At 70.9% G+C, this 26,956-nt stretch carries 29 protein-coding genes; 24 read left to right on the top strand and 5 right to left on the bottom strand.

Annotated features, from left to right (window positions below; translation table 11 throughout):
- Positions 1-47 precede the first annotated feature (47 nt).
- The 7 genes from BJ998_RS05990 to BJ998_RS06020 all read left to right on the top strand — a co-directional run bounded on the left by BJ998_RS05990 (position 48) and on the right by BJ998_RS06020 (position 6,436).
- Positions 48-1,193 (top strand): trans-sulfuration enzyme family protein, encoded by a 1,146-nt coding sequence (locus tag BJ998_RS05990; protein WP_184859228.1) that lies wholly within the window; start codon positions 48-50, stop codon positions 1,191-1,193.
- A 65-nt stretch (positions 1,194-1,258) separates the two neighbouring features.
- A complete protein-coding gene (locus BJ998_RS05995; protein ID WP_184859231.1) occupies positions 1,259-1,441 on the top strand; it encodes a hypothetical protein in 183 nt (60 codons plus the stop codon).
- 9 nt (positions 1,442-1,450) lie between these two features.
- Entirely contained in the window at positions 1,451-2,020 is a 570-nt protein-coding gene (locus BJ998_RS06000; protein WP_184859233.1) for a GNAT family N-acetyltransferase, read from the top strand.
- Positions 2,021-2,072: 52 nt separating this feature from the next.
- Positions 2,073-3,068 carry an LLM class flavin-dependent oxidoreductase gene (locus tag BJ998_RS06005; protein WP_312889947.1) on the top strand — a complete coding sequence of 332 codons (996 nt, stop codon included), beginning with the start codon at positions 2,073-2,075 and terminating at the stop codon, positions 3,066-3,068.
- A gap of 183 nt (positions 3,069-3,251) precedes the next feature.
- Entirely contained in the window at positions 3,252-4,847 is a 1,596-nt protein-coding gene (locus BJ998_RS06010; RefSeq protein WP_184859235.1) for an ABC-F family ATP-binding cassette domain-containing protein, read from the top strand.
- Positions 4,848-5,174: 327 nt separating this feature from the next.
- On the top strand, positions 5,175-5,600 hold the full coding sequence (locus BJ998_RS06015) for a GlcG/HbpS family heme-binding protein (RefSeq protein WP_184859237.1): 426 nt from the start codon (positions 5,175-5,177) through the stop codon (positions 5,598-5,600).
- A gap of 50 nt (positions 5,601-5,650) precedes the next feature.
- Positions 5,651-6,436, top strand: a complete 786-nt coding sequence (locus BJ998_RS06020; RefSeq protein ID WP_184859239.1) for an SDR family NAD(P)-dependent oxidoreductase — start codon at positions 5,651-5,653, stop codon at positions 6,434-6,436.
- A gap of 222 nt (positions 6,437-6,658) precedes the next feature.
- Here the strand turns inward: BJ998_RS06020 and BJ998_RS06025 are convergent, their stop codons facing one another.
- Positions 6,659-7,354, bottom strand: a complete 696-nt coding sequence (locus tag BJ998_RS06025) for an SDR family NAD(P)-dependent oxidoreductase (protein ID WP_312889948.1) — start codon at positions 7,352-7,354, stop codon at positions 6,659-6,661.
- Entirely contained in the window at positions 7,351-8,025 is a 675-nt protein-coding gene (locus tag BJ998_RS06030; RefSeq protein ID WP_184859241.1) for a VC0807 family protein, read from the bottom strand. The genes BJ998_RS06025 and BJ998_RS06030 overlap by 4 nt, the downstream gene beginning before the upstream one ends.
- Positions 8,026-8,145: 120 nt before the next feature.
- On the opposite strand from BJ998_RS06030, the gene BJ998_RS06035 reads away from it, so the two are divergent.
- From BJ998_RS06035 to BJ998_RS06070, 8 genes are all read left to right on the top strand, one after another.
- Complete coding sequence (locus tag BJ998_RS06035; protein WP_184859243.1) at positions 8,146-9,456, top strand: amidohydrolase family protein; 1,311 nt, start codon at positions 8,146-8,148, stop codon at positions 9,454-9,456.
- 31 nt (positions 9,457-9,487) lie between these two features.
- The gene (locus BJ998_RS06040; protein ID WP_184859245.1) at positions 9,488-9,937 is read left to right on the top strand and encodes a hypothetical protein; all 450 of its coding nucleotides are present in this window, start codon (positions 9,488-9,490) and stop codon (positions 9,935-9,937) included.
- A gap of 204 nt (positions 9,938-10,141) precedes the next feature.
- The gene (locus tag BJ998_RS06045; protein ID WP_184859247.1) at positions 10,142-10,561 is read left to right on the top strand and encodes an Hsp20/alpha crystallin family protein; all 420 of its coding nucleotides are present in this window, start codon (positions 10,142-10,144) and stop codon (positions 10,559-10,561) included.
- A gap of 61 nt (positions 10,562-10,622) precedes the next feature.
- Entirely contained in the window at positions 10,623-11,246 is a 624-nt protein-coding gene (locus BJ998_RS06050; protein WP_184868463.1) for a helix-turn-helix transcriptional regulator, read from the top strand.
- Positions 11,230-12,357 (top strand): aminotransferase class I/II-fold pyridoxal phosphate-dependent enzyme, encoded by a 1,128-nt coding sequence (locus tag BJ998_RS06055; RefSeq protein ID WP_184859249.1) that lies wholly within the window; start codon positions 11,230-11,232, stop codon positions 12,355-12,357. Before BJ998_RS06050 ends, BJ998_RS06055 begins: the two co-directional genes overlap by 17 nt.
- A gap of 104 nt (positions 12,358-12,461) precedes the next feature.
- Positions 12,462-12,773, top strand: a complete 312-nt coding sequence (locus BJ998_RS06060; RefSeq protein ID WP_184859251.1) for a Rossmann-fold NAD(P)-binding domain-containing protein — start codon at positions 12,462-12,464, stop codon at positions 12,771-12,773.
- Positions 12,774-12,783: 10 nt separating this feature from the next.
- Positions 12,784-13,356, top strand: a complete 573-nt coding sequence (locus BJ998_RS06065; protein ID WP_184859253.1) for a DinB family protein — start codon at positions 12,784-12,786, stop codon at positions 13,354-13,356.
- 8 nt (positions 13,357-13,364) lie between these two features.
- Positions 13,365-13,721, top strand: a complete 357-nt coding sequence (locus BJ998_RS06070; RefSeq protein WP_184859255.1) for a hypothetical protein — start codon at positions 13,365-13,367, stop codon at positions 13,719-13,721.
- Between the two features lie 25 nt (positions 13,722-13,746).
- Here BJ998_RS06070 and BJ998_RS06075 read toward each other — a convergent pair whose 3' ends face one another.
- Positions 13,747-14,466, bottom strand: a complete 720-nt coding sequence (locus BJ998_RS06075) for an alpha/beta hydrolase family protein (RefSeq protein WP_184859257.1) — start codon at positions 14,464-14,466, stop codon at positions 13,747-13,749.
- A 251-nt stretch (positions 14,467-14,717) separates the two neighbouring features.
- Here BJ998_RS06075 and BJ998_RS06080 point away from each other — a divergent pair, with 251 nt between their 5' ends.
- Complete coding sequence (locus BJ998_RS06080; protein WP_184859259.1) at positions 14,718-15,710, top strand: helix-turn-helix domain-containing protein; 993 nt, start codon at positions 14,718-14,720, stop codon at positions 15,708-15,710.
- A gap of 42 nt (positions 15,711-15,752) precedes the next feature.
- On the opposite strand, the gene BJ998_RS06085 is transcribed toward BJ998_RS06080, so the two are convergent.
- A complete protein-coding gene (locus BJ998_RS06085; RefSeq protein WP_184859261.1) occupies positions 15,753-16,499 on the bottom strand; it encodes a D-Ala-D-Ala carboxypeptidase family metallohydrolase in 747 nt (248 codons plus the stop codon).
- A 151-nt stretch (positions 16,500-16,650) separates the two neighbouring features.
- Here BJ998_RS06085 and BJ998_RS06090 point away from each other — a divergent pair, with 151 nt between their 5' ends.
- The 6 genes from BJ998_RS06090 (at position 16,651) to BJ998_RS06115 (ending at position 24,360) form a co-directional block, all read left to right on the top strand.
- The gene (locus BJ998_RS06090; RefSeq protein ID WP_184859263.1) at positions 16,651-19,305 is read left to right on the top strand and encodes an AfsR/SARP family transcriptional regulator; all 2,655 of its coding nucleotides are present in this window, start codon (positions 16,651-16,653) and stop codon (positions 19,303-19,305) included.
- Positions 19,306-19,375: 70 nt separating this feature from the next.
- Positions 19,376-20,233, top strand: coding sequence for a bifunctional helix-turn-helix transcriptional regulator/GNAT family N-acetyltransferase (locus BJ998_RS06095; protein ID WP_184859265.1), 858 nt, complete (start codon positions 19,376-19,378; stop codon positions 20,231-20,233).
- A 31-nt stretch (positions 20,234-20,264) separates the two neighbouring features.
- Positions 20,265-22,178, top strand: a complete 1,914-nt coding sequence (locus BJ998_RS06100; protein WP_184859267.1) for a S9 family peptidase — start codon at positions 20,265-20,267, stop codon at positions 22,176-22,178.
- A 17-nt stretch (positions 22,179-22,195) separates the two neighbouring features.
- Positions 22,196-23,179, top strand: coding sequence for an aldo/keto reductase (locus tag BJ998_RS06105; RefSeq protein ID WP_184859269.1), 984 nt, complete (start codon positions 22,196-22,198; stop codon positions 23,177-23,179).
- A 9-nt stretch (positions 23,180-23,188) separates the two neighbouring features.
- Entirely contained in the window at positions 23,189-23,443 is a 255-nt protein-coding gene (locus BJ998_RS06110) for a hypothetical protein (RefSeq protein ID WP_184859271.1), read from the top strand.
- Positions 23,444-23,463: 20 nt separating this feature from the next.
- Positions 23,464-24,360, top strand: a complete 897-nt coding sequence (locus BJ998_RS06115) for a transglutaminase-like domain-containing protein (protein ID WP_312889949.1) — start codon at positions 23,464-23,466, stop codon at positions 24,358-24,360.
- Positions 24,361-24,459: 99 nt separating this feature from the next.
- Here the strand turns inward: BJ998_RS06115 and BJ998_RS06120 are convergent, their stop codons facing one another.
- Positions 24,460-25,251: an SAM-dependent methyltransferase gene (locus tag BJ998_RS06120; RefSeq protein ID WP_312889950.1), complete on the bottom strand. Its 792-nt coding sequence runs from the start codon at positions 25,249-25,251 to the stop codon at positions 24,460-24,462.
- Positions 25,252-25,336: 85 nt separating this feature from the next.
- On the opposite strand from BJ998_RS06120, the gene BJ998_RS49045 reads away from it, so the two are divergent.
- Both BJ998_RS49045 and BJ998_RS06130 read left to right on the top strand, forming a co-directional pair.
- Complete coding sequence (locus BJ998_RS49045) at positions 25,337-26,275, top strand: Lrp/AsnC family transcriptional regulator (protein ID WP_312889951.1); 939 nt, start codon at positions 25,337-25,339, stop codon at positions 26,273-26,275.
- Positions 26,276-26,335: 60 nt separating this feature from the next.
- Positions 26,336-26,950, top strand: a complete 615-nt coding sequence (locus BJ998_RS06130; RefSeq protein ID WP_184859277.1) for a DUF899 domain-containing protein — start codon at positions 26,336-26,338, stop codon at positions 26,948-26,950.
- Positions 26,951-26,956: the final 6 nt, after the last annotated feature.

The raw sequence follows: 26,956 nt of genomic DNA on the forward strand, positions 1-26,956 counted from the left end.
CTGTAGACGCCACCAAGTGCGCCTTCGTGGCCCGTAATGTCAAGCGCATGAGCGACTCCAGGCCCGCGAAGTCCGCCGGTTACCTCGCCCGTACCCGCCCGGTGGTGCCGCCGATCTACCAGTCCGCCACGTTCTACCTGGATGACCTGGCGTACAAGGACATTCAGGACGGCGGGCTGCGGGAGCACTGGTACAGCCGGTTCGCCAACCCGACCGTGGACGCCGCGGCCGCCGAGATCGCCGCGCTCGAAGGCGCCGAGGCCGCGCTGATGACGTCCTCCGGCATGTCGGCCATCGCCACCACGCTGCTCACGTTGCTGCCCGGGCGGACCGTCGCCGCCCGGCAGGTCTACGGCGACACCCGGGACCTGCTCGTTCGGGACCTGCCCGCGCTCGGCGTCGACGTCGTCATGGTCGACGCCACCGACATCGGGGCCTGGGCCGAGGCCATCGCCTTCGCCCCGACCGCCGTGGTCTACGCCGAGACCCTCTCCAACCCCCAACTCGATCTCACCGATCTCGCCGCCCTGGCCGAACTCGCCCACGCCGGCGGCGCGAAGTTGGTGGTGGACAACACCTTCGCCACCCCCTACACCGTCAACCCGTTGCGCCATGGGGCGGACGTCGTCGTGCACTCCGCCACCAAGTTCCTCAGCGGCCATTCCGACGTCATCGCCGGCGTCGTGCTCGGCGACGCCGAGACCGTCACCGAGGTGCAGAAGCGGGTCATCACCTTCGGCGGCTGTCTCGATCCCCACGCCGCTTTCCTGGTGTGGCGGGGCCTCCAGACCTTCGACCTCCGCCTCGCGCGCTCGTGTGCCACCGCCGCGCAGCTGGCCGAGCGGCTCGCCGCCCACCCCGAGGTCGTCTCCGTGCGCTATCCCGACGGCGAGATCGCCGACCGCCTCATGCTCCCCGGCCGGCGCGGCGCCATGGTCGCCTTCACCGTGCGCGGCGGCGACTCCCGCGCCCTCGCCGTCATGCGTCGCCTCACCGTTGCCTCCGAAGCCACCAGTCTCGGCGGCGTCGAGTCGTTGGTCAGTACTCCCTTCAACTCCTCCCACTTCTCCCTCACGCCCGCCGAACGCGCCGCCGCCCGCATCGACGACGGCATGATCCGCCTGTCCTGCGGCATCGAAGACCCCGACGCGCTGATCGCCGACGTGGAACGGGCCCTGGCCGCTACCGTCTGACTTGTGTTGCCCAAGAAATAGACACTGCCACCGACCTGGCCGAGTTCACCGGCACCACCCTGTACGTGGGCCGCCGGACCCATCCCGAGCACGGGCCCATCCACGTGCTCGTCCGCCAGTTCCTGCCCGACGCCGTCATCGGCACGTACTTCCTCGGCAGCTTCCCCAACGGCGACTTCGCCATCAGCCACGACGACTTGCTCACCGCCGACACCGCTCGCCTCCGGCGGCTCAGTCCTGCCCAGTAAGGTCGCGACGTGCCTTCTCTTGTCACGCCTGCGTTGCCGGCGGGCACGCTGGCTTCCCGGTCCCAGCCGGAGATCCATGCCGAGGGGCTCGTGCTCCGGCCGTGGCGGCCGGCAGATCAGGCGACTGTGCTGGCGGCGTATGCGGATCCGGCGATCCGGCGGTGGCATGCCCGGACGATGACGGCGGACGAGGCGCGGGCGTACATCGAGAACTGGGAGCGGCGCTGGTGCCAGGAGTCGGGGGCGGGGTGGGCGGTGACGGAGGACGGCAAGGTGGCGGGCCAGATCAGTCTCCGGACGATCGACCTGCGGGAGGGCCTGGCGGAGGTGTCGTACTGGGTGCTGCCGGAGGCGAGAGGGCGTAGGACGGCGACGAGGGCGTTGCAAGCGCTGACGGGGTGGGGGTTCGGGACGCTGGGCCTGCACCGGATCGAGGTGATGCACTCGACGCGGAACGAGGCGTCGTGTCGAGTGGCGATGGCGGCGGGTTACGAGCTGGAGGGGACGAAGCGGAGCGAGGCGAAGCACGAGGACGGGTGGCACGACATGCACCTGCACGCCCGCGTCACGCAAGGTTGATGAACTTTCAACTATCAGGGAGAATGGGCGGCACGAACGAGGGAGGACCATCGTGTCGCTGCGCAAGCTCGGTTTCCTGACCATCGGCCTGTTCGACGAGGCCGACCCGCGCCGGGGCCACGAGTCCACGCTGGAGATCATCCAGCTGGGCGAGCAGCTCGGCTTCGACAGCGCCTGGGTGCGCCACCGCCACCTGCAGTTCGGCATCTCCTCCCCGGTCGCCTTCCTCGCGGCGGCGACCCAGCGGACCAGCCGCATCCAGCTGGGCACGGCGGTCATCCCGCTGGGCTGGGAGAACCCGCTCCGCCTGGCCGAGGACCTGGCCACGGTGGACGTGCTGTCCGGCGGCCGGCTCAACCCGGGCGTCAGCGTCGGCCCGCCGATGCACTACGACGACGTCAAGGACGCGCTCTACCCGGACACCAAGGACGTCGAGGACTTCAGCTACCGGCGGGTCCGCCGCCTGCTGGACGCCATCGGCGGCGAGCAGGTGTCGACGTTCAGCGGCGCGGAGGGCATCGAGGAGTTCTCACCCCGGGTCCAGCCGCACTCGCCGGGACTGCTCGGCCGCATGTGGTACGGCGGCGGCAGCGCCCGCTCGGCCCAGTGGGCCGGCGAGAACGGCATGAACTTCCTCACCAGCAACGTGGTCGCGGCCACCGACGCGAGCACGGACTTCGACGAGATCCAGCTCGACCTGATCCGCACGTACCGCAAGCACAGCCCGGAGGGCCGTGTCTCGCACGGCTTCGTGGTCATCCCGACCGACAGCGCCACCGCCGACCAGCGCGCCCGCTACGAGGAGTACGCGGCGAAGCGGGCCACCCGCTTCGGCACGCCGTTCGGTCCGCGCCGGCTGCTGTTCGCGCGGGACATCGTCGGCACGTCGGACGAGATCGCCGAGCAGTTGCACGCCAACGCGGCGTTCCGCGAGGTCGAGGAGGTGGCGTTCGCCCTGCCGTTCACGTTCGAGCACGAGGACTACGTGCAGATCCTGACCGACATGGCGACCAAGCTCGGTCCCGCCCTCGGCTGGCCGGCCGGCTGATACGCTGGCGGGAGCAGCACACCACGCAACAGGGAGTAACCGCCACATGGTGGTCGAGGACGACGTCGACGGCTGATACCGGCCACGCGACAACGGTGTCCGGGTGACACCGCGCTCGGTCGTGCCCTCACACCTGTTCGTCTTCCGGGCATCCGCATGCCCGTTTCGTGGTGGAGACTTCCCATGCCGAAGATCGTCTGTTCGAACCTGTCCTTCTCCTGGCCGGACGGCACCCCGGTGTTCGACGACCTGTCGTTCGCCGTGGGCGCCGGCCGGACGGCCCTGGTCGCGCCGAACGGCGCCGGCAAGAGCACGCTGCTCAAGCTGATCGCCGGCGAGCTGCCGCCGAGCTCCGGCACGATCACCGTCGACGGCGTGCTCGGCTACCTGCCGCAGGCGCTGCCGCTGACCGGCGAGCCGACGGTCGCCGAGGTCCTGGAGATCGCCCCGGTGGTGGCCGCGATCAGGGCGATCGAGGCCGGCGACGCCAGCGAGGAGAACTTCACGGTCGTCGGCAACGACTGGGACGTGGAGGAACGGGCCCGCGCCGGGCTGGACCGGCTCGGCCTCGGCGACGTCGAACTGGACCGCCGGATCGGCACGCTCAGCGGCGGCCAGGTGATCTCCATCGGCCTGGCGGCGCAGCTGCTGAAGCAGCCGGACGTGCTGCTGCTCGACGAGCCGACCAACAACCTCGACCGGGACGGCCGCCGCCGGCTGCACACCGTGCTCCAGGACTGGAAGGGCTGCCTGCTGCTGGTCAGCCACGACCGTGAGCTGCTGGACCTGGCCGACCGCGTCGCCGAGCTGGACCGCGGCGAGATCACCCTGCACGGCGGCTCCTTCACCGAGTACCAGGCGGCGATCAAGGCCGCCCGGGAGGTGGCGGAGAAGAACATCCGCAACGCCGAGCAGGAGCTCAAACGGGAGAAGCGGGAGATGCAGCAGGCCCGGGAGCGGGCGGCGCGGCGGGCCAGCACGGGGGCGCGGTCCGGCAGCGACATCCCCCGGATCGCGCTGGGCCTGATCAAGCAGAAGGCGCAGTCGGCCGCCGGCAAGGCCAACGACATGCACGGCCAACGGGTCGAGAGCGCGAAGGCCCGGCTGGACGAGGCCGAGCGGTCGCTGCGGGACGACAAGACGATCTCGCTGTCGCTGCCGGACACCACGGTCCCCGCCGGCCGCACGGTGTTCCACGGCGAGCGCCTGCGGGTCCGCGAGCTGTTCGCCGGCGACGGCGTGAGCCTGTCGATCCGTGGCCCGGAGCGGATCGCGCTGCTCGGGGCCAACGGCGTCGGCAAGTCGACGCTGCTGCGCATCGCCGCCGGCCTGCAGGAACCGGATCAGGGCGTGCTCAGTCGTGCCGACGGCCGCGTGGCGTATCTGTCGCAGCGGCTCGACCTGCTCGACCTGGACAAGTCCACCGCCGACAACCTGCGGGCCTTCGCGCCGGCCCTGCCCACCTCCGACATGATGAACCTGTTGGCGCGCTTCCTTTTCCGCGCCGAACGGTCCCAGCTGCCGGTGCGGGTGCTGTCCGGCGGCGAGCGCCTGCGGGCGACGCTGCTGTGCGTGCTGTGCGCGGAGCCGGCGCCGCACCTGTTGCTGCTCGACGAGCCGACGAACAACCTCGACCTCGCCAGCGTCGAGCAGCTCACCGGCGCGCTGAACGCCTACCAGGGTGCCTTCGTGGTGGTCAGTCACGACGAGCGGTTCCTGGACGAGATCGGCATCACCCGGCGGCTCCAGCTCGCGGACCGCGCACTCACGGAGATCTGAGAGCCCACCGAATCGAGCACTGGCGACGACGGCACGCCGAGGCGGTCCATCTCGGCCAAACACACCTGGACCGCCTCGGCCGGCTTCTGGGCGATGCCGTCGACCAGGGGGCCGCCCGGCATGTCCCTCCCCTCGATCTCGCAGTCGGGGCAGGCATTCTCCAGCGCCGGCCCGCAGGCCACCGGCGTCGATCAGGTCGCCCACGCCGGCCAAGCCAACCGTGGCCAGGCTCACCACAAGTACCTTGTCGACGCCATTAGACGGCGTCTGCAACTATTGTGTACGCTGGCTTCCGTACCGAGCAAGCATACGAAGGGCACTAGGACCATGGCTCACCACCCCGTCGACCTGAGCAACGACGAGCTGCGCGACCTGCTGGACACCGCCCGCACCGAGGCGGAGCGCGCCGGCATCAAGGTCAGTGTCACCGTGCTCGACCGCGGCGGCCACCTGCTCGGCTTCGTGCGTGACCAGGACGCGCTGCTGATCTCCGGTGAGACCAGCACCCGCAAGGCGTACACCGCGGTCCAGCTGGACGCGGCGACCGCCGAGGTCGTCGACGCGGTGAAGCCGGACGGCCCGTTCCACAGCCTGCCGACCGCCCTCGACCGGCCGCTGCTGTTCATCGCCGGCGGCGTGCCGCTGCGCCGTGACGGCGTCCTGGTCGGCGCCATCGGCGTCGGCGGCGGCGCCCCCGAGCAGGACCATGCAGTGGCCACCGCCGCGGCGGCTGCGCTCGCGCTGGCGAGCTGACCCGAGCAGGCTGGACGTTCAGCGACCCCAAGAACAGGAGATCCCCTCACATGCGACTCGACCTCACCGGCAAGGTCGCCCTCGTCACCGGCTCCACCCAGGGCATCGGCCGGGCCATCGCGGCCGGGCTGGCCCGGGCCGGCGCCACGGTCGCCGTCAACGGGCGCAAGCCCGACGGCGTCGACGCCGCCATCGAATCGCTGCGCGGCGAGGGCGAGTTCATCGCCGCGCCCGGCGACGTGTCCACCGAGGACGGCGCCGCCCAGGTGATCGCGGCCGTGCCGACCGTGGACGTGCTGGTCAACAACCTCGGCATCTTCGGCGCACAGTCGCCGCTGGAGATCACCGACGACGAGTGGCGCCGCTACTTCGAGGTCAACGTGCTGTCGGCGGTGCGGCTGACCCGCGCCTACCTGCCCGGGATGATCGAGCGGGGCTGGGGCCGGATCCAGTACATCGCCAGCGACTCCGCGGTCGCCACGCCGGCCGAGATGATCCACTACGGCATGTCCAAGACCTCTTTGCTGGCCGTGTCCCGTGGCTTCGCCAAGCACGCCGCCGGCACCGGCGTGACGGTGAACTCGGTGATCGCCGGCCCCACGCACACCGGCGGCGTCGAGGACTTCGTCTACGAACTCGTGGACAAGGACCTGCCGTGGGACCAGGCGCAGCGGGAGTTCATGCGGAAGTACCGGCCGCAGTCGCTGCTGCAGCGGCTGATCGAGCCCGAGGAGATCGCCAACATGGTGGTCTACCTCGCCTCCCCGCTCTCGTCCGCCACCACCGGCGGCGCGCTGCGCGTGGACGGCGGCTACGTCGACGCGATCCTGCCGTAGTCACCGCGCACGGCGTCACGCGGCAACCTCCTTGCCAGGTAAGGCATCACCGCGACGGAGACCGTGGCAGCCAAGGCCACCACAAGCCACGGCAGCCACGGTCCCACCGCGAACCATGCCCCCGGCCACGGTGAACGCGTGCTGGAACGCCGCCAGGTAACGCCCTCGCGCTGCCGATGCCCAGGGTGATGAGCAGCGCCAGTCGTCCCCCATGCCGCCAAGCTAGCAGCGGACCAGTTCCACCGGCGGGAAGTCGACCTTGGCCAGCTGACCTGCCTGCACCGCCCAGGCCTGGCCGGTTTCGTCGCCGTCGGCGATCTGCTCCACGGCGGCGGCGACCTCGTCGGGATCGGCGACGGCGAGGCCGTGCTCCGGCAACCGGTCCCGGAAGGCGGCGATCATGGGCGTGTCGATGAAGCCGGGACACACGGCGTTGACGGTGACGTCGGTCAGCGCCGAGCCGAACGACCGCACGAGCCCGATGATGGCGTGCTTGCTGGCCGAGTACACCGGGTCGAAGGATGCCGGCGAGATGCCGGCGAGGCTGGACGTCACCACGATCGCCCGGGCGCCGCCGCGAACGGCGGCCCGCAGGCCGTACATGGTGCCGTCCACATTCACGGCCATGATCCGTCGGTACGCGTCGAGGTCGAACTCGACGCCGCCGCTGCCCGTGCCGGCGTTGAGGTGCACGATGTCCAGCCCGCCAAAGGTTTCCCGCGCGGCCAAGACCGCGGCGTCGTTGTCACGTTCGCTGGCGACATCGGTCGGCACGAACAGGCCGCCGATCTCCGCGGCCACCGCCTCACCGGCCGCGTTCACGTCCGCGATCACAACCTGCGCGCCGCGCCGAGCGAACCGGCGGGCCACCGCGGCCCCGATACCGCTCGCGCCGCCGGTCACCAACACGACAGTCACTTCGCCCTCCCCCTCATCATCACCTGTCCCGATTCCGCGAACACCTTGTCCGCCACGGACTTCCGCCGCAGATAGAGCCGAGTGCCGATCTCCAGCGCCGCGTAGACCACGACGTACTGCAGGGTGTTGACCAGCGGCACCTGGTCCACCGGCAGCGCGTACGCCAGCACGACCCGCACCACCGCATCGGCCACCAGGCCCACGCCCCACATCACGGTCGCCATCCGCAGCACGTGCCGGTACGTCGGCGAGTCACGCCAGTTGATCACGGCTCGCTCGTGCGCGTCGCCGGTGGTGAACGACAGCACGAACTGCTGCAGGAACGGCGTCCGCCACAGCGTGACCAGGATCCACAACCCGGCGACCGCGGTCATCCAGCCGTCCTTGGCCAGCAGGAACCGCGGGCTGCCGGTGACGAACGAGGTGGCCACGCTCAGGACGAGGATGCTCAGCGTGAACAGCGCCAACGCGTCGATCTTGCGGCGCACGACCACCCCGTACACCGCGTGCACGGTCGGCGGGATCGCGCCGAGCACCAGGGCGAGCCACTGGTCCACGCCCGCCGCGCGCAACCCGTAGAACAGGGCGAGCGGGGCGACCAGGTTGATCGCCAGGTTGACGACGACCGCCCGGCGCGGATCGGTGCTGCGCTGCTGCGTTGTGATTGCCATGCCGCAACGCTATTTCGACCGGCGGCCCGACGGTATGCATTTGGCTGCACGATCGAGGTGGAGATAGCTCCACCCCTTAGGGCAGACGGGCCGCCGCGGCCCATGTTATTCTGGGAGGGCATGACAAAGTCTCATGCGATTCCCGAATTGGCCGGTTTCCGCGCGCCTGCTCCCCTGCTCGTCACGGACGTCTCGGTGCTCGATCCGGCGTCCGGATCCGTGACCACCCATCAGGACATCCTCATCGAAAACGGCCTGGTGGCCCAGGTCGGATCGGACCTCCGGGCCGAGGCGGACGTGCTCCTTGGCGCGGGATTGCTTGCCCTGCCGGGGTTGTGGGACATGCATGTGCACACCTTCGACGCCTCCACGCTGCCCACGTTCCTCGCCCGCGGCGTCACCGGCGTGCGGCAGATGGCCGGCGCCCCGATGCACACGCAATGGCGTGACCGGCTGCGGCAGACCGATTGGCTCGCGCCGAGAATGGTGTTCGGCAGCCCGATCGTGGACGGCCCGAGACCGAGCCGTCCCGGGTCGATCGCCGTGACCACGCCGGACGAGGGCCGCGCGGCGGTGGCCAGGTGCATCGCCGACGGGGGCGAGTTCGTCAAGGTCTATTCGCAGCTCCCCGCCGACGCCTACGCCGCCATCGCTCAGGAATGCGTGGCACGGGGAATCCCTTTCGCCGGGCACGTTCCCTTCGAGGTGCCGATCGGGACCGCCGCGCGGTCCGGCCAGCGCAGCATCGAGCACCTCGACGGTCTCGCGCTGGCAACCTCCGCCAGCGAACAGGAAATCCGCCGCGAATTGTCTACTCTGGACTCACGCGACCCGGCCGGGATGTTCAACCGCCTGTCCCAGCTCAACCACCGGGCCGCCATGACCCACGACCCGGCCCCACTGGAAGCACTGATCCGGGTCTTCCTGGACCACGGCACCTGGCATGTGCCCACACTCGCCGTCCTGCATGCCAAGGCCACCATCGGCACACCGGCGTTCCCGCTCGCTCCGTACCTCAAGGACATAGAGCCGGCGCTACGGCCCGCGTGGGAACGCGTCGCCTCGTGGACCCCGGACGACGCGACCAAGAACCGTGAACAGGCCGTGTTCCAGCACAGCCTGCACCTGACCAAGGAGCTGCACCGCGCCGGCATCCCGCTGCTCGCCGGCACCGACACCTTCGTCCCCGGCCACAGCCTGCACGACGAACTCGCCCTGCTCGTCCGGGCCGGCCTCACCCCGCTCGACGCCCTCCGCGCCGCCACCTCCGCCCCCGCCCGCTTCCTCGGCGTCGCTGACCGCTTCGGCGCCATCGCCCCCGGCTTCAACGCCGACCTCCTGCTCCTCCACGCCAACCCCTTGGACGACATCACCAGCACAAGGTCGATCCACGCTGTGGTGCTGGGCGGTGGTCCGATATCCGTAGAATGACCGCTCGACGTGATTTCAGGGGGGAGACCTGATGCGCTTGACGCTGCTTGCCGTCGTAATGGGCGTAGTGGTGCTGACGACCGGGTGCAGCGCCCTGCTGCCGCCCCAGCCGGCGCCCTGCTTGCAGGAGCGGAGCGATGTCAACGGGGCCAAGACGATGAAGGACCTGGCCGACACCGAGGCGGCGGACGCCTCGATCAAGGCGGCGAACGCGCAGCTTGCCGCCTTGGGCGTGAAGTCGGCCCTGACCAACGCGACCACGGAGCGGGCCGTCGCCGTGATGAACCGGGCCGACGCCGCGACCTTGACTCGGATCGACCAGGCGATCGCCGACGCCAACGCCAAGGTGGCCGCCGCGGACGCCGCGATCAAAGCCGCCGAGGCGGATGCGGCCCAGGTGAAGGGCTTCGTTGACACGAGGACCAGGCAGCTGGCCGACGCCCAGGCGAAGCTGGACAAGTGCCGGCAGGAACACCCCTAGCCGGCCGTGCAGCGACTGACGCCGCCCGCCTCCCCACCCGGAGAGGCGGGCGGTTGTCGTTCCGGATCACCGCAGGTCAGCACCTGGACAACCAAGCGGCGGAAAATTTCTGAGCGGGTTGGGAAATCAAAAGCTTGAGTCGACCGTTGTCAAGTATGTCGGCGGCAAGGGGCCGCCAGGAGACCCAGAGAGGGGCGGTGCGCCATGTTGGTGCGCACGGATCCGTTCCGCGAGCTGGAGCGGCTGATGTTCGGGACGGGCGCCACCCGGGTGCGCCCCGCGGCCATTCCGATGGACGCGTTCCGCAAGGGTGACGAGTTCGTGGTCACGTTCGACCTGCCGGGCGTCTCCCCGGAGTCGATCGACGTCAACGTCGAGCGCAACGTGCTGACGGTCAGGGCCGAGCGGCCGGCGGCCAAGGACGACGAGGTCCGCTACCAGATCGCGGAGCGGCCGACCGGCACGTTCACGCGGCGCGTGTACCTCGGCGAGACGCTGGATCGGGACGGCATCCAGGCCGGCTACGACGCCGGCGTGCTGACCCTGCGCGTGCCGGTGGTGGAGAAGGCCCAGTCCCGCAAGATCGCGGTGACCGCGGGCGCCCCGGCCCAGATCGAGGGCTGAGACCCGAATCCGCCGTGGACATTTCGTCCACGGCGGATGTAATGTCCACAGCGTGTCCACGATGGCGCCCCGGCTGGCCCCGGTGTGCGAGGCGATCGCCCGCCTGCTCTCACCGCACGCCGAGGTGGTGCTGCATGACCCGGCCACGGACTCGGTGATCGCCATCTGGAACCCGCTGTCGAAACGGACCGTGGGCGATCCGTCGCTGCTGGGTGAGCTCGACGCGCTCACGCCGGTCAACCCGGACGTCTACGGCCCGTACCCCAAGTCGCTGCCCGACGGGCGGCGACTTTCCAGTGTCAGCGCGGTGATCCGCGACGACGAAGGCCGCCCGGAGGCGGTGCTGTGCGTGAACGTGGACCGCTCCGCGTTCGACGCCGCGGCCCGCATCCTGGCGGCCTTCGCCGCACCGGTGACCGCCCAGCCGGAGTCGCTGTTCGCCCGTGACTGGACCGAGCAGCTCAACGAGACGGTGGCGGCGTTCGTCCGCGACCGGGGGACCACGCTCGACGGGCTGTCCAAAGAGGACCGGCTGGAGCTGGTGGCGAAGCTGGATTCCGGCGGCGTGTTCGACCAGCGGCGGTCCGTGCCCACGGTGGCGCGGGCGATGGGGATCTCCCGTTCGGCCGTCTACCAACTGCTCGCGCTGACCCGCAAGGAGCCCGCCGGTGCCGCTCCTGCCTGACTTCCGGCTGGAGACGTACTTCTCCACCTGGGAGTTCACCGCCCGCCACCACCTCACGGCGTCCGACGCGCAGACCCTCCCGATGGCCGAGCTCCTCGACATGGCCGACGACGACGGCCGCCGACGCTGGGAGTCGCTGGCGCTCGGCTACACCGAGACCCGCGGGCTGCCGGCGCTGCGCGAGGAGATCGCGGCGACGTACGACAACGTCGCCCCCGAGGACGTGCTGTGCTTCGCCGGCGCGGAAGAGGCGATCTACCTGGCGATGCAGGTGCTGCTGGCGCCGACCGACCACGCCGTGGTGTTGACGCCGAACTATCAGGCGGCGGAGACGATTCCGTTGGCGCTGTGCGAGGTCACGGGCGTCGCCCTGCGCGAGGACGACGGTTGGTCGCTGGACGTCGACGCCGTCGAGGCGGCCATCAGGCCCAACACCCGGCTGGTCTCCGTCAACTTCCCGAACAACCCCACGGGCGCGGTGCCGGACGTCGAATCGTGGCGGCGGTTGGTGAGCCTGTGCGAGGAGCGGGGCATCACGCTGTTCAGCGACGAGGTCTACCGGGGCCTCGAACTCGACCGGCCGTCGCTGCCGCAGGCCGCCGACCTCTCCCCCGGCGCGCTGTCGCTGAACGTCATGTCGAAGGCGTACGGGTTGCCGGGGCTGCGGATCGGCTGGATCGCGTGCCGTGACCGGAGCCTGCTCGACCGGCTGGAACGGGCCAAGCACTACACGTCCATCTGCAACTCCGCGCCGAGCGAGGTGCTCGCGCTGATCGGCCTGCGGGCCCGGGACCGGCTGCTGTCCCGCAACCGGCTGATCGTGGCGATGAACCTTCCGCTGTTCGAGGACTTCTTCGGCCGGCGGCCCGACTTGTTCGCGTGGGAACGGCCGCAGGGCGGCTGCGTGTGCTTCCCGCGCTATCTCGGCGCGGACGGCGTCGAGGCGATGTGCGCCGATCTCGTCCGGGACGTCGGCGTTCTGCTGCTGCCGTCGAGCATCTACCGATCCGAGTTGACGGCCACGCCCGGGGATCGGTTCCGCGTCGGCGTCGGGCGGACCGGGCCGGAGGAGGCGCTGGAACGCTGGGGCGAGTGGCTGGCCAGGCGTTGAGGGTCGTCGGCGCGGACGAGATCCGTCCTTCCGTGGCCGCAACGACGGCTCGATGCTGCTGGTGTCCGCGACCACCAGCGCCCCGGTGGCGTTCCTCGCCGACGATGCACGTGTGGGGCCGCCGCCCCGAGACCGAGGCGAAGCTGTGTGACCAACTCCGGGCCAACGGCCTCGACGCGCGGCCCGGTTACCGCACGGGCGCCGCCTGCGTCGTCACCGATGACCACGAGCAATGCCTCGACCACGGCGACTTCGGCAATGCCGTGCGCGCCGGAGTCGTTGACGCGCAAGCGGATCGGCCGGTCGCCGTCGCCATCGACGAACGCGTGCCCGGCCGGCGGTCCGTCGCCGACCTGACCGGAATCGGCTCGACGGATGCCTCCGTTGCCGGGGCGGTGTGGGGCATTCTCGGCTAGGTTCGCCTCCATGAGCGACATCACGGGCAACCTTCGGCGCTACCTCCAGGAGTCCCGCGACCGGCTGGTGTCCGCGCTCGACGGGCTGAGCGAGTACGACATCCGCCGGCCGCTGACGCCGACCGGCACCAACCTGCTCGGTCTGGTCAAGCACGTCACCGGCTGCGAGTTCGGCTACCTCGGCGACTGTGTCGGCCGGCCGATGCCCGTCACACTTCCCTGGTACGAGGACGAGTCCGTGTGGGACGGCGCCGACATGTGGGCCACCGCCGAGCAAAGCCGGGAGGAGTTGCTCGACCTGTACCGGCTGGCTTGGAAGCACAGCGACGAGTCCATCGAGCAGCTCGGCCTCGACGCCCCGGCGACCGTGCCGTGGTGGGCCGAGGGCAAGCGCGCCACCACCCTCGGCCACCTGCTGGTCCGGACGCTCACCGACACCGCCCAGCACGCCGGCCACGCCGACATCGTGCGGGAGATGATCGACGGCCGGGGCGGCAAGGACCGCGCCGAGTTCGGCGACGCCGACTACTGGCAGCGTTACGTGGCCGGCATCCAGGCCGCCGCGGACGCCCACAAGCGCTAGGAGGAGCCATGCCACAGGGGCCGGTGCTGGTGATCGGGCTCGATCCGGCCAGGCTCGAGGGCTGGGACCCCGAACCCGTGCTGGCGGCGATCGCCCGCGGTCACGCCCGGTTCGGCGAGCTCGGCGTCGAGGCCGACATGTGCCTGGTGGCGCCGGACGACGAACCCGAGGCGGCGATCGCGGAAGCGTTGCGCCGCAAGGAGTACGCGTGCGTGGTGGTCGGCGGCGGCATCCGCAAGCACGAGCCGTACCTGCTGCTCTTCGAGCGGGTCGTGAACCTGGTGCGGCAACACGCGCCCCAAGCGGCGATCGCCTTCAACGGCACACCCGATGACACCGCCGACGCCGCGCTGCGTTGGCTCTAGCAGCAGCGCGGCGCCGGCACACCGGTTACATCAGGTGCCGGACGAAGAACCGGACGGCGCTGTCGGCCTCGAACCGCGGCAGCTCCTTGTGCGCGCCGGTGTTGGCGTGCAAGGACTTCTGCGTGGAGGAGAAGGCGTCGAACAGCGCGAGGCCGGATTCCCGCGGGATGTGCTCGTCGTCCCACTGGAGCGCGAACTCCACCGGAACAGTGATCTTCCGGGCCGTCTCGACGAGATTGTCGTGCCAGAACAGCCCGAAGGCCGCGGCGGCGATCCGAGGTTCGACCGCCGTCAGCGGCACGCCGATGGCCGTGCCCATGTTCAGCCCGAAGTAGCCGACGGGCCCGTCGATCACGTCCTGCAACGCGTCCAGCGTTGCCTGCCATTCCGGCACGGCGCGTTCGGCGAGATGGGCGTTGTACCGGACGACGATCGGGCCGACGGGCTCACCCGTCGCCATCGCCTGCTGCATAAGGGTGATCTCCCGCTCGTCGTGAGCGGTGCGGGGCCGGTCGCCGTGCCCGGGCGCGTCGATGCACGCGGCGGCGAAGCCGGCGTCCACCAGGAGTCGCGCCCGGCCGGTCATGGCCGGCGCCTTCTTGTGCCGGCCGCCGCCGTGTCCCAACAGGACAAGCGGCATGTGTTCAGTGGCGTTCACCGGCGTCCAGAGAACGCCGGGGACGTCGCCGACGGTGAAGTCACGTTCCAGGACGCCGTCGTACGAGGTCGAAGCGGTGAAGTTCATGGCGTGTCGCCTTTCGGGAGTGCTTCGGCGCTCCCGGCGACACCTACGTCAGCCCGCCCGTGACCGAGAGTGGGAGCACCCACATCGATACAACGTTCATGGGTCTCACCTCCTCGGGCGTGTCACGGCGCGGTGGACGCTAGCACTCCGGCCGCCGCGCTTCCAGCCATTTGAGGAGTCACGTTCGCGGGGCCGCTCCGGTGCTAACTTGCCTGACGTCATCAGCGGCGAACCAGCAGGGGGTCGGACCGGTGATCGCCTCGACGCAGACCGACAAGTTCGCGGCGTACCTCCGAATGCTGAAGGACCGCAGCGGGCGCGGCTTCGACCGGCTGGGCAAGCAGGCTGGCGTGAGCGGGTCAAGCCTGCACCGCTACTGCTCGGGCGTGAAGGTGCCGTCGGACTACCGCGTGGTGCACAGCTTCGCCAAGGTGTGCGGGGCCAGCGCCGAGGAACTGCGGGAGCTGCACCAACTGTGGGCGCTCGCCGACACGGAGCGGGACACGCCGCCACCAGAGCCGACGCAGGAGCCGGCATCCGCCCAGGAACAGCCGCCCGGCCGAGAACAGCACCGAAAGTGGCGCACCGCCCTGACCTCGCGGTACACCATCGCCGCCGCCGTGGCGGTGATCCTGCTCGCCGGTGGCCTGGTGTGGTTCACCCGCGCCCCGAGCAGCGCGCAGAGCCTGCCGGCCCAGGACAGCGGCAAGGTGTTGTTCTCCGCCGGCTGCCAGACCGTCAGCATGGGTGAGCACGACGACTGCGTGACCGAGGTGCAGTCGCTGCTGGTCAAGGCGAACACGAAGATCGCCGTGGACAGTGACTTCGGACCGGAGACGCTGCGCAAGGTCACGGCGTTCCAGGTGCTCGCGGGCCTGCCGGCGAAGGGCGTCGTCGACACGGCCACCAAGCAGGCCCTGTACGCCGGCAAGGTGTCCCTGGCGACGTGGACTCCGCAGCAGGTGGAGCAGCAGATCCGCCAGGTGTTCACCGAGGATCCCGACACGGCGGTGGCGGTCGCCCGCTGCGCGTCCTTCCTGGACCCGCTGTACGTGCTGCCGAACACCAACGGCAGCCGCAACTGGGGCGTCTTCCAGATCTCCGACAAGCGCCTGCAGCAGCTCGACGGCACGCCGAAGAAGGCGTTCGACCCGGCGTGGAACATCGCGGCGGCGCACCGGTTGTGGGCCGTGCAGCGAGACTTCCACGACTGGCCGTCCTGCCAGGCGGCGCTGTCACGGTAGTGGCCGGAAGCCCATCCCCAGAGCGCTTCCGGCCACCGGCTCTCACACCGTGCCGTTCTCCCACCACCACGCGCGCCCCAGGTCGGCGCGGCTGTCCACGTGCTGGTGATCGGTGTTGTACGTCTCCAGGCCGGAGAAGCCACACGTCTCCGCGTGCTGGTAGACGGTCTTGTTGGCGACCCCGGGCACGTCGAGGTCGGCCGCGGTGCCGTACAGGTGCATGCTGTCGCTGGCGCCGCCGATGTCACTGTTGTGCTGGATGGAGCGGAAACCCGAGTTCACGGTGATCGGCGTGTTGCCGAGCTTCTTGCGCAGCGCCTCCAGCTTGTACATGCAGCGGCGCGCGTTCTCCTTGGCGGCCGCGGCGCTCACCTTGCCGCCGTTGAAGGTTCCGCTGATGCGGTCGGTGAACTCGCTCCAGTTGAAGTGGACCGTGGAGCCGTCGGACTGCTGCAGCGAGTTGAGCACGCTCTGCGTGTTCGGGCCGACCTCACCGTCGGCGGACAGCCCGTAGGCGGCCTGGAAGCGCTTGACCGCCGCGAGCGTGCCGGCGCCGAAGTCGCCGTCGATGGCGACGCGGCTCTGGCTCGCGTGGTCGGCGGCCCAGCCCGCGACCCGGATCTGCAGCTCGGTCACGTCCGAGCCGGTCATGCCCTGCTTGAGGGTGCGCGACCAGGTGTAGGCCTGTGCGGTGCCCGCGAGCAACGTCGGCCCGAGCACCGCGCCGGCGCCCGCGACCAGCGCGCCGCGCAGGAGGGCCCGGCGGCCCAGTGGCGAGGAGAGGTTCATCGTCGTCCCTTTCGGAAGGCCAGCGGCACCAGGCTGGCAGCCCCGCGCGGCCGCCGCCCAGAGCGCTGGGAGGCTGGAACGTTTCCACGGCGTCTGACCTGCGGAAACAATGATCGCCTGGGATGTCGGTGGGACGCGCTAAGGTGACGCCGTGCGGTTCCAACTGCTCGGTGACGTCGGTGCGGCGAGGGACGGGCAGCAGGTGGACATCGGGCCGGTGCGGCAGCGCAGCGTGCTCGCGGCGCTGCTGGTCGACGTGAACGAGACGGTGTCCACGGACCAGTTGGTGGTCCGGGTGTGGGGCGACGAGCCGCCGGCGTCGGCGCGCAACACGCTCGCCTCCTACCTGACCCGGCTGCGGCAGGCGCTGCCGGAGGTCCCGATCGAACGGGTCCGTGGCGGCCAGCGGCTGGTGGCGGATCCGGCCGCCGTCGACCTCGTCGAGTTCCGCCGGCACCTCGACGCCGGTCGGTACGAGCAGGCGCTGGCGCTGTGGCGCGGCGAGCCGCTGGGCGGGCTGTCGACGCCGTGGGCCGTGCGGCTGCGGGAGACCTTGGCCGGCGAGCGCTTCGCCGCCGTGCTGGACCTGGCCGACCAGCGGCTGGCCGCCGGCCGGCACGAGGACGTGATCGCCGCGCTGGGTCCGCTGGCCGAGGAGCAGCCGCTGGACGAGCGGGTGGCCGGGCAGTTGATGCAGGCGCTGGCCGGCAGCGGCCGGCAGGCCGACGCGCTGGCGGTGCACGAGCGGCTGCGCCTGCGGTTGGCCGAGGAACTGGGCGTGGATCCCGGGCCGGAGCTGCAGAGCCTGTACCAGCGCGTGCTCCACGGCGAGGCGCCGCAGCCGCCGCGGGTGGTGCCACAGCAGCTGTTGAGCCCGCCGCGGGCCTTCGTCGGCCGCACCGCCGAGTTGGCGCGGCTGGACGAGGCCGGCGGGGTGGTGGTCATCTCCGGCGCGGGCGGCATCGGCAAGACGTGGCTCGCCCTGCACTGGGCGCACCGCGACGCCCACCGATTCCCCGACGGCCAGCTGTACGTGAACCTGCGCGGGTTCGACCCGTCGGGACGGCCAGTGAGCGCGGAGACCGCGCTGCGCGGCTTCCTGGAGGGCCTCGGCGTGGCGCCGTCGACCGTGCCGAACGACCTGGAGTCGCAGGCCGCGCTGTACCGGAGTCTCCTGGCCGGCCGCCGGATGCTGGTGCTCGTCGACAACGCCGCCGACTCCACGCAGGTGGCGCCGCTACTGCCGGGCGGCTCGTGCACAGTCCTCGTGACGAGCCGGGCCCAGCTGACCGGCCTGGTCGCATCGCACGGGGCGCGCCGGCTGACCGTGGACGCGTTGCCCGTGCGGGACGCGACCGCGCTACTGGCCGCGCGCATCGGCGCCGACCGGCTGGCCGCCGAACCCGACGCGGCGCAGGCGCTGGTGGACAGCTGCGCCGGCATGCCGCTGGCGCTGAGCATCGTCGCCGGCCGTGCGCAGGCGCACCCGGAGTTCCCGCTCGCGGCGCTCGCCGGCGAGTTGCAGGATGCGCGGCTCAACGCCCTCGACGAGGACGATCCGCTGGCGAGTGTGCGGGCCGTGCTGTCGTGGTCGACGGACGCCCTGAAGCCGCCGGAGGCACAGCTGTTCGCGCTGCTCGGGCTCGCACCCGGGCCGGACATCAGCGTGCAGGCGGTGGCCAGCCTGGTCGGCAGTGCTGACGTCGGCCGCACGCTGCGTGCGCTGGAACGTGTGTCGCTGGTGCAGCAGCATGTTCCGGGGCGCTACCGCATGCACGACCTGGTTCGCCTCTACGCCGCCGAGCAGGCGGTGGACGACCGCGACGCGGCGCTGCAGCGCCTGGTCGCGTACTACACGCACGGCGCGTATTCCGTGGACCGCAAGCTGTTCCCGCACCGCTCGCTGCCGGTGCTCGGGGCCGTCCCGGAGGCGCCGATCGCCTTCGAGCCCCCGGATGACGACGCGGCCTGGGCGTGGTTCCATGCCGAGCACGCGTGCCTGGCCGCCACCGCCCGCCTGGCGTCGCAGACGGGCCAGCACACCGTCGTGTGGCAGCTGGCCTGGTTCCTGGCGCCGCTGCGCTGGCGGCAGGGCTATCTGGACGACGACTTCGACGGGTGGCGGATGGCGCTCGCCGCCGCGGAGCACATGGACAGCACCGCCGCTCGCGCGCACGCCTCGCGCGGGCTGGGCCGCGCCTGCGTGCAGTTCAACCGGATCGAGGAGGGGATCGGCCACCTGCGCCGGGCACTGGATCTGTTGGCCCCCACCGACCTCGCGCTCGAACAGGCGATCGTGCACAGCGCGACGGCCAACGCGTATTCCATGGGCCGGCGCTACGCGGAGGCGCTGCCGCACGCCCGGCAGGCGCTCGCCCTGCTGGAGCCGCTCGGCCGGCCGGTGCTCACCGCCCAGGCCCGCAGCCAGGTCGGCGAGACGTTGGTCCGGCTGAACGAGAACGAGGCCGGCCGGGCACTGCTGGAGCAGGCGGTCGCGGTCTTCCGCGAGCACGGCGACACCGACAGCGAGGCGATCACGCTGTCCAACATCGCGATCAGCTTCGCCCAGAGCGACCAGCCCACCGAGGCGCTCGCGCTGTACCGCACCTGCCGCGAGCTGTACACCGGGAACGGCAACCACTACCACCTGGCCGACACGCTGGAGCTCAGCGGCGACATCCTGCTGGCGTTCGGGGACGCCGGCGGCGCGGCGGAGTGCTGGCGGGAGGCGGTCGCGCTGTTCGTCACCACCCACCAGCTCGCCCGGGCCGAGAAGATCCGGGCGAAACTGGCCGATCTCAGGTGACCAGCGCCAGTTCACTCGTGCCCACCCAACCGACCTGGCGCGTCCACGATTCTCTGACTAAGGTCAGAGAATGGACGCAGGCATGGTCTCGGAGGTTCGGCGGTTCAACCGGACGGTCACACAACGGATCGGCGCGCTCAACGACCACTACCTCGGTCCCCGACCGCTCGGTGAGGCGCGGCTGCTGTGGGAGATCGGCGACGGCCGTGACCTGCGGTCGCTACGCACGACACTCGGTCTGGACTCCGGGTACCTGAGTCGGCTCCTGCGGTCGCTGGAGGCCGACGGCCTCGTGACCGTGCGCGCCGACGACGCCGACCGGCGGGTCCGGGTGGCGCGGCTGACCGCCGCCGGCAAGCGCGAGCGGCGTGCCCTCGACCGCCGTAGCGACGGCATCGCCGAGACCATCCTCGCCCCGCTGTCCGACCGCCAGCAGGAGCGGCTGGTCGCCGCGATGGTCGAGGTCGAACGCCTGCTGCGGGCCGGCATGGTCGAGGTCGAGGCCGTCGACCCCGCGCATCCCGACGCCCAGTACTGCGTCCAGGCCTACTTCGCCGACATCGCCGCACTGTTCGAGGACGGCTTCTCCCGGGAGACGGTCCTGCAGCCCGAGATCGAGGTGGTGCTGCTGGCCCGCCTCGCCGACGAACCCATCGGTTGCGTCGCCCTGTACGAGCCGGAACCGGGCGTGTGCGAGATGAAGCGTATGTGGGTGCACGAGTCGGCGCGCGGCCTCGGTGTCGGCCGCCGGCTGCTGGTCGAGCTGGAAACCCTTGCACGGCAACGGGGTGCGAGCTCGATCCGGCTGGAGACGAACCGGTCCTTGACGGAGGCGATCGGGCTGTACCGGTCGGCGGGGTTCGAGGAGGTTCCGCCGTTCAACGCGGAGCCGCATGCGCACCACTGGTTCCGCAAGCAGCTCGCCTGAAACTGTCAGGGTGCCCGTGTAGGAAGGAAGCGTGCTCTCCGACCTCGACTCCTTCATCGGGCTGCCGCGGCTGACCGGCCTGCGCCTGGCCCCCGACGGCCGCCGCGCGGTCGTCGGCGTGACCACGCTCGACCGGGAGAAATCCCACTACACCACGGCGATCTGGCAGCTCGACCCGCTCCGCCGGCTGACCAACAGCGCCGCCGGCGAGTCGATGGCCGGGTTCACGTCATCGGGAGACCTGCTGTTCACGTCGTCCCGGCCGCGGCCCGACGGCAAGGAGGGGCCGGCGTTGTGGCTGCAGCCTTCGGACGGCGGTGACGCCCGGGTGCTGGTCTCGCCGCCGGGCGGGGTGCGCGGCGTGGTGGCGGCCGGGGGCGTGATCGTGTACGGGGCCGAGGTGCTGCCGTCGGCGCAGGATCCCGCCGTACGGAAGGAGAAGAAGGTCACGGCGATCCTGCACGAGGAGTTCCCGGTCCGGTACTGGGACCACGATCTCGGGCCGGAGCGCACGCGGCTGTTCGTGCTCGACGGGGACGAGCCGCGGGACCTCACCGGGCATGTGGGCCGGGCACTGGACGACGAGTCGGCGTGGGACCTCTCCTCCGACGGCCGGACCGTGGTGGCGACGTGGGCGGTGGCCGAGCCGAACGGGTCGCAGCGGCACACGCTGGTGGCGATCGACGTGGCCACCGGGTCAAGGCGCACGTTGCTGGACGACGTGGAGCACGAGTACGAGTCGCCGCGGATCTCGCCCGACGGCCGGCGGGTCGTGGTGTGCGTGCAGGAACGGCTGACGCCGGAGGGCCCCGGCGACCGCTGGCTCGGGGTGCTGAACCTGACGGGCGGGGCGTTACGCCCGGTCGCCGCCGGCTGGGACCGCTGGCCGATGTCCCCGTGCTGGACGCCGGACGGCCGGTCCGTGGTCGTCGCCGCCGACAACCACGGCCGGTCGCCGCTGTGGCTCGTCGACGTCAAGACCAACGAGGTCACGCGGCTCACCCCGGACAACGGCGCGTACACCGACTTCGCCGTGGCGCCGGACGGTTCCGTGTACGCGATGCGGGCCGCCGTCGACAGTCCGCCGACGCCCGTGCGGATCGGGGTGGACGGCTCGCTGGCGTGCCTCGACAGCCCGGTCACGCCACCGGCGTTACCCGGCCGGCTGACCGAGGTCACGGCGGTCGGCGAGGACGGCACGCCGATCCGAGCCTGGCTCGCGTTACCGGACGTCGACGAGCCGGCGCCCTTGGTCACGCTGATCCACGGCGGGCCGGTGATGTCGGCCAAGACGTGGGCGTGGCGCTGGTGCCCGTGGGTGCTGGTGGCGCGCGGCTACGCCGTGCTGCAGCCCGACTTCGCGCTGTCCACCGGCTACGGCATGGACTTCATCCGGCGCGGCTGGGGGCAGTGGGGCGGTCCGCCGTACACCGACATCATGGCGCTGGTGGACGCCGCGCAGCGGCGGCCCGACATCCATCCCGAACGGGCGGCCGCCGCCGGCGCCTCGTTCGGCGGCTACATGACCAACTGGATCGCCGGGCACACCGACCGGTTCGCCGCGATCGTGTCGCACGCGTCGATCTGGTCGCTGCCCGACTCGTCCGCGACCGGCGACCTCGCCTACTTCTTCCACCGCGAGATGACCGCGGCCGCCGCCGAGGCCAACTCGCCGCACCGGTTCGCCGACGCCGTGGACACGCCCATGCTCATCACGCACGGCGACAAGGACTACCGGGTGCCCATCGCCGAGGCGACGCGGCTGTGGTGGGACCTGTCGTCCCGGGCCAAGGAGGACAATCCGCACAAGTTCCTGTACTTCCCCGACGAGAACCACTTCGTCACCGCGCCGCACAACGTGCGCGTCTGGTACGAGACCGTGATCGCCTTCCTCGATCACCACGTGCGCGGCCGGCCATGGCGGCGACCCGAACTCCTCGGGTGATACGTAAGCTCACTCGCATGGAGCAACGGGTTTTGGGCCGCACCGGTCGTGCGGTGTCCGTCGTCGGGCTGGGCACGTGGCAGCTCGGCGCGGACTGGGGTTCGGTCGACGAGCGGGACGCGCTCGCCGTGCTGGAGGCGTCCGTCGAGGCGGGCGTGACCTTCTTCGACACCGCCGACGTGTACGGCGACGGGCGCAGCGAGCAGCTGATCGGCCGCTTCCTGCGGGAGCGCCCGGACGCCGGCGTCGTCGTGGCCACGAAGATGGGCCGCCGGCAGCCGCAGGAGGTGGAACGGTACAACCTGGACAACTTCCGGGCCTGGAACGACCGGTCGCGGGCGAACCTGGGCGTGGACACCCTGGACCTGGTCCAGCTGCACTGCCCGCCGACCGCCGCGTACTCCACCGACGAGGTGTTCGACGGGCTGGACACCCTCGTCGAGGAGGGCCGGATCGCCGCCTACGGCGTGAGCGTCGAAACCGTCGACGAGGCCCTCACCGCCATCGCCCGGGAGCACGTCGCCAGTGTCCAGATCATCCTCAACGCGTTCCGGTTGAAGCCCCTGGAGCGGGTCCTGCCCGCCGCCCGGGCCGCCGGCGTCGGCATCATCGCCCGCGTGCCGCTGGCCTCCGGGCTGTTGTCCGGCCGCTACACCCACGACTCCGTGTTCGGCGCCGACGACCACCGCAACTACAACCGCCGCGGCGAGGCCTTCGACGTCGGCGAGACCTTCTCCGGCGTCGACTACGACACCGGCGTCGAGGCCGCCCGCGAGTTCTCCGCCCTCATCCCGTCCACCATGACCCCGGCGCAGGCCGCCCTGCGCTGGATCATCCAGCAGCCCGGCGTCAGCACCGTCATCCCCGGTGCCCGCAACGTCGAGCAGGCCCGCGCCAACGCCGCTGCCGCCTCGGTGCCCGAACTGGACGCCGACACCCTCAAGGCCATCGAGGCGCTGTACGACCGCCGCATCCGCCCCCAGGTCCACGACCGCTGGTGACGTCGGACATTGTCAGACCCGGCGCATAGGCTCGGCGGCACGGCTCGTTCCCGCGAGATCGTCCCGCCGAGACCTATCGCCCCGGGCGAGTACGGCGAAGCGTTCAACAAACTGGACGGCCGCAGGCCCTTCATCGAAACCGAGGAACGCGAGGAGCTTTTCGACGCCCTCGACCACGCGGTCTCCCAGGCCGCCGGCGACCGCGATCTGGCTTGGGCCCGCGAACGCCTCGCGGCCGGCGTCGACTCCGTCCGTGACTGGTGAACTCCCTTGACGCTGACACGGTGTCAGGGCGTAGACCGGTGACCATGGACTACGCCACGCAGAGCCCGTTCTCCGATCCCGGCCGGCACTCGGACTGGCTGGACGGCACTCCCGCCGACTTCGCCGCCCTGCGGGACATCGCTTCCGGCCTGGTCTTCCACCACTGGGGCAACGGCGACCCCACCGATCACGGCTTCGCACCGTCCCGCTTCCCGGAGATCGACCTGCGCTACGCCGAGGCCATGCTCGGCCGCCTGCGCGAGCTGAACCCTTCGCTGGCCGCCGAACGCCGTCCCACGGAGCGGATCCTCGGCTGCTGCCGGGATTTCACCCTGCTGTACGTCACGTTGCTACGCCACCACCACATCCCCGCCCGCAGCCGCGTCGGCTTCGGCAACTACCTGGTGCCCGGCTGGCACCTGGACCACGTCGTCGCCGAGGTCTGGGACGGGTCCCGCTGGCGCCTGGTCGACCCGCAGTTCGCCGCCGCCAACCCCCTCCCCCTCGACGTCCTCCACGTCCCGCGCGACCGTTTCCTGGTCGCCGCCGACGCCTGGTGCGCCCTGCGCTCCGGCACCTTGGACCCCGCCACCGTCGTGGTCTCCCCCGACCTGTCCGAGCCCTTCCTCCGCGGCCTGCCCTACGCCCGCCACAACCTCGCGCTGGACCTGGCGGCCCTGACCAAACACGAGATGATCCTCTGGGACATCTGGGGCTCCATGAACCTCGATCCCGCCGTCAGCGACACCGACGCCCTCCGCGCCGACTCCGTTGCCGCGATCGATCCCGACGACTCCGCCGCCCTGCGCGCCGCCTTCGACTCCCCCGACTTCCGGATCCCACCGGTCATCCGCACCCTCAGCCCCACCACCCGCACCCTCACCGAGGTCCCCCTACCCCCGGCGAGTCCCGCCTAGCGTCACACCGAATGTCGGAACCAGGCAGAACTGAGCCTCGGGGCTCAGTTCTGCACGAAACCTACATTCGGTGTGTCCCAGAGCGTGACTCGCGGGGGTTCAGCGGTGGGCGTGGACGAGGTAGCCGTGGCCGACGCCGGGGGTGCCGCGCGGGACCGAGGGATAGCCCCAACGGCCGTAGGAGTTGCCGACGGAGTCGAACAGGGAGACCTCGCACGACCAGCCACGGCGGCCGAGCAGGTCCTCGGGCTCGTCGGTGCCGAACTGCCAGGTCATGTCCATGGACGCGAAGCGGTCCAGCATCGGCTTCATCACGGCACTGTCCAAAAGCGACTGCCCGACGAAGTCGATGAGCAGGTGGCTGCCGGGTGCGGACAGCCGGGTGATGCCGTCGAGCAGGCGGTCGACGGCGGCGGCGTCCAGGTACTGGGTGAGGCCCTCGACGGTCCACACGGTCGGTCGCCCGGGGTCGAAGCCGTCGGCGAGCAACGCGGGAAGCCAGTCGCCGGCGAGGTCGACGCCGACGGCGCGGCGCACCCCGACCGGGGCGGAACCGACGAGGGTCGACTTGAGGCTCAGCACCTCGGGACGGTCCAGCTCGTAGACGACGGAGTCGCGGAGCACGTCGAGCCGGTAGGCCCGGGAGTCCATGCCGGCGGCGACGATGACCAGCTGCGACGGCCGCAGCCGCACCAGCTTGTCGTCGAGGTACTTGGTACGAACCGAGATGGTGGAGTTGTCGCCGAACTCCTCGAGCAGCCGGTCGCCGACGTCGCCGGCGAGCCGTGAGGCGAAGGGATCCACGAACAGCCGGTCGGGTCGCTGCGACTCGCGGGCACGAAGTGCCGCGGTCAGCCGGCCGGTGAGGGCGACCTGGTCAAGTTCATTCACGGTGCCGAGCATTGCCCCGCCCAACAGAACAGGCCATCACACGAGCTGATCCTGACGGAATCCGAAGCGAAGCTAGCCTGTTGTGGTGGATTCACTCGACCGGCAGCTGGTGCACGCCCTCGGCGTGGACGGCCGCGCCTCGTTCAGCCGGATCGGGGCGGCGCTGGACCGCTCCGACCGCACGATCGCCCACCGCTACCGCCAGCTGCACGCGGCCGGCCTGCGCGTGGTCGGCGTCGTCAACGCCAGAAGGGCCGGCCAGGTGGACTGGCTGGTACGCATCAGGTGCGCCCCCGACGCGGCCGCCACAGTGGCCACGGCCCTGTCCCGCCGCGACGACACCAGCTGGGTGGCGATCCTCTCCGGCGGCACGGAGATCACGTGCATCACCAGGATCCGCACCGGCGACGACCATCTCCTGTTGCAGCGGCTGGCCCGCACGCCCCGCATCAACGACGTGACGGCGCACTGCATGCTGCGTGAACTGGCCGGAGTCGGCGGCTGGCCGGTCAGGGTGTCCACGCTGACTCCCGACCAGATCGACGCGATCCGCCCGCCGACAACCGAAACCGGCCCCGTGGGCGAGCTGACCGACGCGGACTGGGCGCTCGTCGGCGCGCTGGCGATCGACGGCCGCACGACCTATCCCCGGCTGGCCGCGGTGACGGGCTGGTCGGAGTCGACGGTCCGCCGCCGCCTGGCCGACCTGCTCGCCGACGGCATCCTGTACTTCGACATCGACATCGACCCGGCGCTGTTCGGCTACGGCTGCCAGGCGATCATCTGGCTGACCGTGCAGCCGGCCGCGCTGAACGCGATCGCGCAAACGCTTGCCGGCCACCTGGAGATCGCCTTCGCCGCGGCCACCACGGGGTCCAGCAACATCGTCGCCTTCGTGGTCGTGCGCGACCTCGACGACCTGTACGACTACCTGGCCGACCGGATCGGCGGCCTGCCGGGCGTCCTCCAGGTGGACACCGCGCCGATGGGACGGCAGGTGAAATACGCCGGCCGGACCGTGTAGAGAATCGCGGATCGGCTCCGACCAGCTCGTGAAGCGCACCGACACGAGAGGAGAGCCGCGATGAAGGTTGTCGAGCCCGAGGAGTGGCAGGCCGCCCGCAAGGAGCTGCTGGCCCGCGAGCAGGAGCTGGCGGCCGCGCACGAGGCCGTCCGCAACGCCCGCCAGCAGCTGCCGATGGTCCGCGTGGACAAGCCGTACGCCTACCGGGGCGCCGACGGCGAGGTGGGCCTGCTGGACATGTTCGAGGGCCGCCGCCAGCTTATCGTCTACCACTTCATGTTCGACCCGAGCTGGGACCAGGGCTGCAAGTGGTGCTCCTACCTGGTGGACAACATCGGGCACCTGTCGCACCTGCACGTCCGCGACACCACGCTGGCCCTGGTGTCCCGGGCGCCGATCGAGAAGATCCTGCCGTTCCGCGAGCGCATGGGCTGGACGCTGCCCTGGTACTCGTCCTACGGCAGCGACTTCAACGACGATTTCCGGGCGACGCTGGACAAAGCGGAACAGGGCGGCGCGAGCGTGTTCCTGCGCGACGGCGACACCGTCTTCCACACCTACTCGGCCTTCGGCGAGAGCATGGACCTGGTCCACACCGTCGACAACTACCTGGACCTCACTCCGCTGGGTCGTGGCGACAACATGAATTGGCTACGTCACCATGACAGGTACTGACCAGTC

The organism is Kutzneria kofuensis (assembly GCF_014203355.1).
Taxonomy (GTDB): Bacteria; Actinomycetota; Actinomycetes; order Mycobacteriales; family Pseudonocardiaceae; genus Kutzneria; species Kutzneria kofuensis.